Raw genomic sequence first — 1101 nt, 5'->3', positions numbered from 1 at the left:
AAGTAAGTGAAAGGGCTGTACTTCCTTAAATATTGAGTTTTAAAAGCCCTGCAATACTAGGAGTTGTTGTATGAAAAATTATACTGAAAGGCATGTTAAGTGCCCGCATTGTGGGCACTCAATAGGCATAACATTGGATGCAAGTAATGGGGATCAAGAGTTTTATGATGATTGCCCGGCTTGTTGCCATGCGATTCATTTAAATATGCGCGTGGACGAACTTCAAGATAAAGTCGAGTTGTTTATTGATGACAACTACGAGTAGCCACCCTCGGTATTGTTTTAAATCCATTTAAAATAGAAAAAGGAGCCTCTTTGCTCCTTTTTCTTCATCTATATGAGGCCAATATATAAGGCCAAATCTGCGTTCCAGCTACAACTGTTTAGCCGCCAGTACGCGCTCAACAGTATCAACGATAGCTTGAGTTTGTGGATCGAATTCAATGTTCACCTTGTCACCCACCTGTCGACTGCCAAACAAGGTTCTTTGTAAAGTTTCAGGAATCAAATGCACAGAGAAACGGTTTGCTTCAACTTCTCCAATGGTTAGCGAGCAGCCGTCGATACCAATGTAACCTTTCGCAAGAACATATTTCATCGACTCTTGTGGTAACTCAAACCAAATTGTGCGGTTGTTCGGCGTATCAATCACATCTACAATGTTTGCCATTAAGCTAATGTGACCAGACATACTGTGCCCACCGATTTCGTCACCAAATTTAGCAGCGCGCTCAACGTTAACAGCGCTTCCTTCTTCGATAAGCCCCAAGTTGGTCAACGCAAGCGTGGCTTGCATCAAGTCAAAGCTGACTCGATTTCCATCGATGTTCGTCACAGTTAAACAGCAGCCATTGTGCGCAACAGACGCACCAATTTCTAACCCTTCGATTAACGCGCCATCGAGTTCAATGACGTGAGTTTGAAAACGCTCTTTCTTATCAATCTGAACAACCTTCGCTGTTCCTTGCACTATTCCTGTAAACATGTCTTTTACCTACTGATGCAATACAAACGTTGGCTATCCGCACAGACACTGAAGTCCCGCGGCATTTTGCCTTCTATACCTAAACAATCCTTCGAAGAAAGCCAAAATGAGAATCG

At 42.9% G+C, this 1101-nt stretch carries 2 protein-coding genes; one reads left to right on the top strand and one right to left on the bottom strand.

All coding sequences use genetic code 11. The features are described from left to right. Positions 1 to 70: 70 nt before the first annotated feature. A complete protein-coding gene (locus R7P67_RS25985; RefSeq protein ID WP_005396219.1) occupies positions 71 to 265 on the top strand; it encodes a CPXCG motif-containing cysteine-rich protein in 195 nt (64 codons plus the stop codon). A gap of 108 nt (positions 266 to 373) precedes the next feature. Here the strand turns inward: R7P67_RS25985 and R7P67_RS25980 are convergent, their stop codons facing one another. Beyond that, positions 374 to 985, bottom strand: a complete 612-nt coding sequence (locus R7P67_RS25980; protein ID WP_005483431.1) for a riboflavin synthase — start codon at positions 983 to 985, stop codon at positions 374 to 376. Positions 986 to 1101 lie beyond the last annotated feature (116 nt).

It is taken from the genome of Vibrio sp. Vb0937 (assembly GCF_033338855.1).
This window is presented reverse-complemented; position numbering and strand designations above follow the sequence as displayed.

Bases quoted from the DNA above. Each gene is read 5' to 3' on its own strand.
- R7P67_RS25980 (WP_005483431.1), bottom strand. From the start codon at position 985: ATGTTTACAGGAATAGTGCAAGGAACAGCGAAGGTTGTTCAGATTGAT.
- R7P67_RS25985 (WP_005396219.1), top strand. From the start codon at position 71: ATGAAAAATTATACTGAAAGGCATGTTAAGTGCCCGCATTGTGGGCAC.